Origin of the sequence: Actinoplanes sp. NPDC048791 (assembly GCF_040650095.1) — a bacterium.
Taxonomy (GTDB): Bacteria; Actinomycetota; Actinomycetes; order Mycobacteriales; family Micromonosporaceae; genus Actinoplanes.
The window spans coordinates 1-6,878 of record NZ_JBEZGQ010000423.1 but is presented as its reverse complement, the minus strand read 5'-3'; the positions used below and the strand labels follow the sequence as shown (position 1 = coordinate 6,878).

Annotated in this window: 9 protein-coding genes; 2 read left to right on the top strand and 7 right to left on the bottom strand. The window is 72.2% G+C overall.

Features of this window, described 5'->3' with window-relative positions; translation table 11 throughout:
• Positions 1-42 precede the first annotated feature (42 nt).
• The 4 genes from AB0C29_RS26665 to AB0C29_RS26650 form a co-directional block, all read right to left on the bottom strand.
• A complete protein-coding gene (locus AB0C29_RS26665; protein WP_360825368.1) occupies positions 43-1,221 on the bottom strand; it encodes an AI-2E family transporter in 1,179 nt (392 codons plus the stop codon).
• A gap of 42 nt (positions 1,222-1,263) precedes the next feature.
• The gene (locus tag AB0C29_RS26660) at positions 1,264-1,668 is read right to left on the bottom strand and encodes a hypothetical protein (RefSeq protein ID WP_360825365.1); all 405 of its coding nucleotides are present in this window, start codon (positions 1,666-1,668) and stop codon (positions 1,264-1,266) included.
• A gap of 27 nt (positions 1,669-1,695) precedes the next feature.
• The gene (locus tag AB0C29_RS26655; RefSeq protein ID WP_360825362.1) at positions 1,696-2,157 is read right to left on the bottom strand and encodes a hypothetical protein; all 462 of its coding nucleotides are present in this window, start codon (positions 2,155-2,157) and stop codon (positions 1,696-1,698) included.
• An 81-nt stretch (positions 2,158-2,238) separates the two neighbouring features.
• Positions 2,239-2,481: a hypothetical protein gene (locus tag AB0C29_RS26650; RefSeq protein WP_360554259.1), complete on the bottom strand. Its 243-nt coding sequence runs from the start codon at positions 2,479-2,481 to the stop codon at positions 2,239-2,241.
• A 286-nt stretch (positions 2,482-2,767) separates the two neighbouring features.
• Here AB0C29_RS26650 and AB0C29_RS26645 point away from each other — a divergent pair, with 286 nt between their 5' ends.
• Positions 2,768-4,213 (top strand): DUF2252 domain-containing protein, encoded by a 1,446-nt coding sequence (locus tag AB0C29_RS26645; protein ID WP_360825359.1) that lies wholly within the window; start codon positions 2,768-2,770, stop codon positions 4,211-4,213.
• 37 nt (positions 4,214-4,250) lie between these two features.
• Here AB0C29_RS26645 and AB0C29_RS26640 read toward each other — a convergent pair whose 3' ends face one another.
• The 3 genes from AB0C29_RS26640 to AB0C29_RS26630 form a co-directional block, all read right to left on the bottom strand.
• Positions 4,251-4,487, bottom strand: a complete 237-nt coding sequence (locus AB0C29_RS26640) for a hypothetical protein (protein WP_360825356.1) — start codon at positions 4,485-4,487, stop codon at positions 4,251-4,253.
• Positions 4,488-4,564: 77 nt separating this feature from the next.
• Entirely contained in the window at positions 4,565-5,989 is a 1,425-nt protein-coding gene (locus AB0C29_RS26635) for a hypothetical protein (protein WP_360825353.1), read from the bottom strand.
• A 148-nt stretch (positions 5,990-6,137) separates the two neighbouring features.
• Positions 6,138-6,470, bottom strand: a complete 333-nt coding sequence (locus tag AB0C29_RS26630) for a carboxymuconolactone decarboxylase family protein (protein WP_360554264.1) — start codon at positions 6,468-6,470, stop codon at positions 6,138-6,140.
• Between the two features lie 210 nt (positions 6,471-6,680).
• Between AB0C29_RS26630 and AB0C29_RS26625 the strand changes: the two genes are divergently transcribed.
• Positions 6,681-6,878: hypothetical protein (locus AB0C29_RS26625; RefSeq protein ID WP_360825350.1), on the top strand; the 198-nt coding region annotated here is incomplete at its 3' end.

Here is a 6,878-nt window from a genome sequence, read left to right as displayed (position 1 = left end):
CGGCTCCGCGGTGCGGGCCCTCCGGAACGGGTGGCACGACGGTCATCCCGGCGGAACGGGGGCCGGCCGGTCGCCGGTGGCCGGTTCCTCCTGCGCGCCGGTGCTGGAGATCAGCGCGCCGATCCAGCGGGTCGCCGGGTCGATGTCCACGAGCAGGCCCTTGGTCAGCAGGCTCAGCGGAATCGCCAGCAGGGCGCCGAGCGGGCCCAGGACCCAGGTCCAGAACACCAGCGACAGGAACGACACGGACGCCGACAGCCCGACCGCGTCACCGACGATCTTGGGCTGGATCACCGACTGGATCACGAAGTTGACCAGGCAGTAGAGGGCGATGACGGCGAGCATCAGCCGCGGGCCGCCCTCGAGCAGACCCAGCAGCGCCGGGGGCACCAGGCCGACGACGAAGCCGATGTTGGGGATGTAGTTGGTGATGAACGACAGCAGCCCCCACAGCAGCGGCAGCGGGATGCCCAGCGCCCACAGCATCAGGGTGTCGATGACCGCCACGATGATGCCGAAGATGGTCGAGACGAGCAGGTAGCGCCGGGTGCCCTGGGCGAAGCCGCGCAGCGCGCCGACGACCTCCGGGCGCTCCCGGGCGGCTCGGCGAAGGCGTGCCGGGAAGTGCACCGCGTCCAGGCACAGGAAGAGCAGGACGGCGAGCAGGAAGAAGCCGTTGGACAGCACGCCGAGGGCACCGCCCAGAACCGCGTGCACCAGGTCGGCGACGCCGTCGGCCCGGACCGGCGCGGTGAGCTCCTGCACCTGCTGCGGGCCGATGCCGACGCCGTCGAGCGTCCGGGTCGCGTCCGCGCGCAGCTGCGCGATGTGGGCCTGGTTCTGCGGCATCAGGTCGATCAGCCGGGCCAGGGCGAACCCCAGGGCACCGCCCAGACCGAGCAGGATCAGGTAGACCGTCACGATCAGAGCCAGCCCCGCGGTCCAGGCCGGCGCGCCGTGCCGGCGCAGCCAGGAGCCGATCGGGCTCGCCGTCACGGTCAGCATGAGGGCGAGCAGGACCGGGCCGAGGATGTCCGACACCGAGCGCATCCCGGCCACGGCGACAACCGTGCAGGCCAGCCCGAGCAGCACCACCACCCCGCGGGGCAGCAGGGAGGCGCTGGTGCTCGCGCCGGTGGACGGGTGGGTCGGCAACGCGCCGTCGTGGCGTCCGCGCAGCCTGATTGCCGGCCGCTGGACCGGCACTGATCTCCGGACCACGGTGCATCCCTTCGTCGGTCCGGGCACGCGGGCCCCGGCTCCTCAGCGGTCGGCCCTGACCTCGCTGCCGTGCATGGTGAGCGCGTAGATGACCAGGACGTCCATGGCGATGATCATGGTGCTCCAGACCGGGTAGGCCGACAGGAAGGCCAGGTTCACCAGGGCGCTGAGCACGGCGATGATGATGCCGACCACCCGGGCCCACATCTGCCCGGCCAGCACCCCGATGCCGGTGCCCACCGCGATCAGCCCGAGGCCGAGATGGGTCCAGCCCCAGGCGGTGTAGTCCATGGTGATGAGCAGGCCGTCGCGGGTGACGTAGTAGTACTCGTCGCGCAGGATGGCGACGAAGCCCTGCATCATCTGGAAGCCGCCCGAGAGCGCCAGCATGACGCCACCGAACACGACCAGGCCCACCCAGGCGGTACGTTTCACTGTGTCTGACATGGCATCCACTTTCTCGATGGGAGTCGGTCAGGAACGGCTGCGGGGCGCCGGTGCTCTCGGCAGCGCGCTGACGGCTGCGGCGAGGAACGGCCCCACCAGGTTCAGCCGCCCGCGCTGGGCGGCGGCGACCTCGATCCGGGACCCGTCCCCGATCCGGAGATCGATCGCGATCGGTTCGGGTCCCAGGCTTCGTACGTCCCGCGGCGCGACGGCGTACACGCTGGTCGGCGACCATTGCGCACCCAGTCGCACGCTCCGGGCGAGCACCGGTCCGCGGCGGACGACCAGCACGTCGCCGGCCCACCTCGCCCACATCCGCCGTGACCAGTGCCGCCGCAGCCGGGGCCAGCTCGCCGAGGTGTAGCCGCTCGTGCGGATGCGGCAGCGGAAGGCAGCCCCGGCCCGCTGGAAACGCCGGCGGCTGACGTGCGCGGTGATGTCGGCGAGGATCAGCACGAGGAGCCCGGTGGCCAGCAGTGACTCCACCATGGTGATCTCCTTCGCTCGGGGTGTGGTCGTATGGTCCGCGCCCGCCCGCACCGGGCGCGCCATCCTCCGGGAATGAGCGGGTCAGTCCGCGAAGCCGGACTGCGGCTTCGGTTCCTCGTCCGGGGGCAGCCGGCGCACCTCGATCAGGCGCAGCCCCAGACCGTGCATGCGCGAGATGAGTCCGACGACGGCGGACTGGTCCGGCAGCGACCCGTGCAGCACGGTCTCCGGCGGTTCGACGCGCACGGTGAGGTCCGGCAGCTCGGCCAGCAGCTCAGCCGGAATCACCCCGGACACCCTGACCTGGTATGTCGGCTCGACCATGGCCCTCGCACCTCATCCCGTGACGTTCTCGGTCGTGGCCATGTGTTCCTCCTTCGTCAGGTGTTGCTCCTCGGACGGACCTGCCCCAGCGTGCGGTGACCGGTCCGGGTGCACGTCATCCCGCGCGAGTGACGGCGCAGCCGGTGGGCGCCCCCGCGAGATACCGCCGATTTCCGCGGGCCGCGGTCCGGATCGTCCCGGCGGGATGGTGCGGGCCGGTCGCCGGGGGTGTGTCGTCGCAGTCAACAGATCCACCACGGTCTCATCCCAGCTCCGGAGGTACCCGATGACCATTCGCGCGGCAGATCGCACGGAAGCGGCGCCGGCCGTCGGACGGCCGGCGGACCCGGCCGCCCGCTACGCCGTGGGACGGTCGGCCCGGCACCACGTGCCGTTCGAGGCTCAGGCCGCCCTGGCCCCGGCGGAGGGCCGGGCCGATCCGGTCGAGCTGCTGGCGGGACAGGCGGCCACCCGGGTGCCGGAGCTGGTGCCGATCCGGTACGGCCGGATGCTCGTCTCCCCGTTCACGTTCTTCCGGGGCGCCGCCGCGATCATGGCGGCGGACCTGGCCCGGACCCCCTCCTCGGGAATGTTCAGCCAGCTCTGCGGGGACGCGCACCTGAGCAATTTCGGGGTTTTCGCCTCACCGGAACGGCGGCTGGTGTTCGACATCAACGATTTCGACGAGACCCACCCGGGGCCGTGGGAGTGGGACCTCAAGCGCCTGGTGGCCAGTCTCGTCGTCGCCGCGCGGCAGAACGGCCTGCGGCGCAAGGCCCGCGCCGACGTCGTGGCGTCCACGGTGGCCCGCTACCGGCAGGCGATGAGCACCTTCGCCCAGCAGGGCGAGCTCAAGGTGTGGTACGCCCGCGCCGACCTCGACGAGGTGAGCCTGCTGGTCAAGAGCCAGATGAGCAAGGCCCGGCGCAAGGTCTTCGCCGAGGCGCAGGCCAAGGCCCGTACGCACGACAGTCTGCACGCCTTCCGCAAGCTGACGACGGTGGTGGACGGCCACCGTCGCATCGTCGCCGACCCGCCGCTGCTGGTGCCGGTCGAGGACCTGCTGCCCGACGCCGACCGGGCCCAGCTGGAGACGCAGCTGCGTGGGATGTTGGACGGCTACGCGGCCACGCTGCCCCCGGACCGGCGGCACCTGTTCGGCTCCTTCGAGTTCGTGGACCTGGCGCGCAAGGTCGTCGGGGTGGGCAGCGTCGGCACCCGGTGCTGGATGGTGCTGCTCAGCGGGCGCGACGCGGACGACCCGCTGCTGCTGCAGGTCAAGGAGGCGCCGCCGTCGGTGCTGGCCGCCCACGTCGGGGAGACCGCGGCGGCCCCCTGGGCCAGCGAGGGGGAGCGGGTCGTGACCGGCCAGCGGCTGATGCAGGCCGCCAGCGACATCTTCCTCGGCTGGCAGACCGTCGACGGGTTCGACGGCCGGGTCCGTGACTTCTACGTGCGTCAGCTGCGCGACTGGAAGGGCTCCGCGGTCGTGGAGACCATGGACGTCCGGACGCTGGCGATCTACGGCGCGCTGTGCGGATGGACTCTGGCGCGGGCCCATGCCCGTACCGGTGACCGGATCGCCATCGCCGGGTATCTCGATCACGGCGCCGGCTTCGACACGGCGATGGTCGAGTTCGGCGAGCTCTACGCCGACCGCAACGAGCAGGACTTCCACCGGTTGACCGAGGCTGCCGCCGCCGGCCGCATCGAGGTGCACAGCGGCGTGTGAGCGCCGGCCGCCCCGGTCCGCGTGACGCGGGCGCCGGTCAGGCCCAGCTGCGGCCGGCCGGCGCACTCGTCACGTCGGCGTCCGAACAGTGCACGCGCACCATCTCGACGCCGCAGCCGTCCAGCCGGATCAGCAGGGCGCGCAGCTCGGCGGCGGACAGGCGCCCGCTGATGGTCGAGTGCCGCGTCACGGCCTCACAACGCAGGTCGGCGAACGAGGTACGGAGCAGGGGACCGAGGAAGCCCCGTACACGGATCTCGAATCTCATTCCCATGGCGGACCAATCCTCCGGAAGCAGAACGGGTGGTGGGCCTTCGCCCACCACCCTTGCGCTTTCCCCGTCGCCCTGGTTCATCCGAGGTGGGTGGTCGCGGACTTACCGACCAATGTCACCAGAACCTCGTAAACCGCGAGCAACACCGCGATGACCAGCAGGGAGGTCCACGAGGACAGGAGGAGCGCGAGCAGTGCCCCGGCGACGAGGCCGCCGACCCGCAGCGCGTCGAGGTGTCGTCCCGCCCAGCCCGGACCGTACCGGCCCAGCGCGTGTGCTCCCCGGCTGGTGCCGCGACCCGCGGCCCGGCCCCCGGTCACGACCGCGTGGCGCAGCCACCTCGGGCCCCGGGCCGGGCCGATGAGGTACATCACCACGGCCAGCAGCACGCCGAGCCAGATCAGCTGCGTGCCCCGGGTCCGCAGCTGCGCGAAGACGACGTTGAACGCGGCCGCGACGCCGTCGCGGTACAGGCCGGCGGGAACCTCCTGCAGCACCTGGGTGCGGACGGCCCGCAGGACAGCGGTGATCGCCACAGCCGCGACGACCAGCCACAGGCCCAGCTGCAGCAACGTGCGCCGGCGGACCGGCGACACGGCCAGCGCGATGAGCAGCAGCACGATCGTGGCGACCACGACCAGGACCAGGTCACGCTTCGCGGCGGCCACGGCCTGCTGGGCGGCGCGCAGCTGCCCGGAGTCGTACACGGTGAACTGGGCGAAGTTCGGCGGCAGGGTGACGCCCAGCGTCTCCTGCACCCGGTCCCGCAGATCGACCGGGATCGCCCCGCTGTTCAGGTCCGGCAGCGTGAGCTGTTTGCCGAACAGCGTGGGCAGCTGGGCGCTGAGCACCCGGAGCACCTGGTTGATCAACGGAAGCAGGTCGATCTCGACCCGGTTGTCCCGGGCCAGCACCACGTCGCTGGAACCGTTGATGATGGCGACGGCGCGCACGTGCGCGCGCCGGTTCAGTTCGACCCAGATGCTCTGGAAGCGGTCGCTGCGCAGGACCGTGGTGGTGATCTCGCGGATCTTTCCGGCCAGCTGATCGGCCACCGGGCCGGCGACGAAGGCGGCCTGCGGGGGCAGGACGGTACGCAGCCGCTGCTCCACATCGACGGCCTCGAAGACCTGGATCGTGGCGTAGTCGGCGACCGCGGCGGAGACCTGCGGGTTCTGCGGCAGCGGCGCCACCGTCGCCACCCACCGGTCGGTGTTCATCGCGGTACGCGCGGCCCACACCCCGACCACACTGCCGGCCAGCGCGAAGGCGGTCACGGCGATGAGAACTGCGGCGACGACGCGGCGCAGGGTGCCGACGGCTGAGGAACGACGCTGCCGGGTGTCGAGCTTGGCGTGCAGCGCCGACACTTCCTCGCGCAGGCGCGTCAGCTCCCCGGCGTCGGGCGGGCCGCCGGGCCGGTCGTCCGGCGGCGGCACCGGGGGTACGGGCCCCGGTTCGGATGTTGCGGTGTCCGCGTTCGGGGCTTCCGGCCGGGCCATGATTCCACCTCTGGGTCGGCGGGCAAAGGGACCTGCGCCGCCGCACCGCTGCGGCGCAGGCCCGCTCTGACGCCAGGCTGCCGGGGACGGGGGCCGCGCTCATCGGTCTCCGCCCCCGGCAGCACCCCCTCAGTGATGCCTTCGGCAGTCAGGCGCCGGCCAGCCGGATCGCCTGCTGCATCTTGCCCGCGGCGGAGACGATCCGGGCGCTGCCGACCACCGGTGCGAGCTCGATCAGCAGTGCCCGGACGGTCTCCGGGCGCAGCCCGGCCTCCTCGGCCAGGCTCAGGTGCACCAGGTACGACGGTGCCGACGCGTCCAGCGCGATGAGCGCCGCGAACCGGGCCAGCAGCGCGGTACGCGGACCGATCGCCTCCTGCCGCAGCGCGCCCGCGTTCATCCGGGTGAGGGCCTCCATCACGGGACCACTCCCTTCTTCGAGGTCGCGCAGCAACTCGTCCAGGTTCATGTCGGTCGGCACCGGATCCCCTCCCCGTCGGCGGATCTCACCGCCACGACCAGCCTCCCGGCCGGCATCACCCCGCGCCTCATCCCGGGGGGACGACCCGCCTGCCCCGCCGGCGGTCGTGCCGGCGGGCCCGAATCGCTCCGGCGGGGTGACGCCCGGCGGTGCGGCGCCTGCAACCGTGAGCGGTGCGTAAACGCACCTGTCCAGAGCGGAGGCTCGACGATGAATGAAGCACAGGCAGAAACCGGACGATCAGTGCGCCGGTTGCTCGTCTCGGCCGCGGTGCTGGAGGCGACGGCCGGGGCCCTCGGGCTTGCCGGCCTCGTCTTGTGCACGGTGGCGGTCACCGCGGTGACCCGGCAACGCATGGCCAGGATGGAGGTCCCGCCGTCCGAGCTGGCCGGGCAGCACTGGGCCAAG

Coding starts and splice junctions, on each gene's coding strand:
- AB0C29_RS26655 (WP_360825362.1), bottom strand. CDS start 2,157: ATGGTGGAGTCACTGCTGGCCACCGGGCTCCTCGTGCTGATCCTCGCC.
- AB0C29_RS26645 (WP_360825359.1), top strand. CDS start 2,768: ATGACCATTCGCGCGGCAGATCGCACGGAAGCGGCGCCGGCCGTCGGA.
- AB0C29_RS26660 (WP_360825365.1), bottom strand. CDS start 1,668: ATGTCAGACACAGTGAAACGTACCGCCTGGGTGGGCCTGGTCGTGTTC.
- AB0C29_RS26640 (WP_360825356.1), bottom strand. CDS start 4,487: ATGGGAATGAGATTCGAGATCCGTGTACGGGGCTTCCTCGGTCCCCTG.
- AB0C29_RS26650 (WP_360554259.1), bottom strand. CDS start 2,481: ATGGTCGAGCCGACATACCAGGTCAGGGTGTCCGGGGTGATTCCGGCT.
- AB0C29_RS26635 (WP_360825353.1), bottom strand. CDS start 5,989: ATGGCCCGGCCGGAAGCCCCGAACGCGGACACCGCAACATCCGAACCG.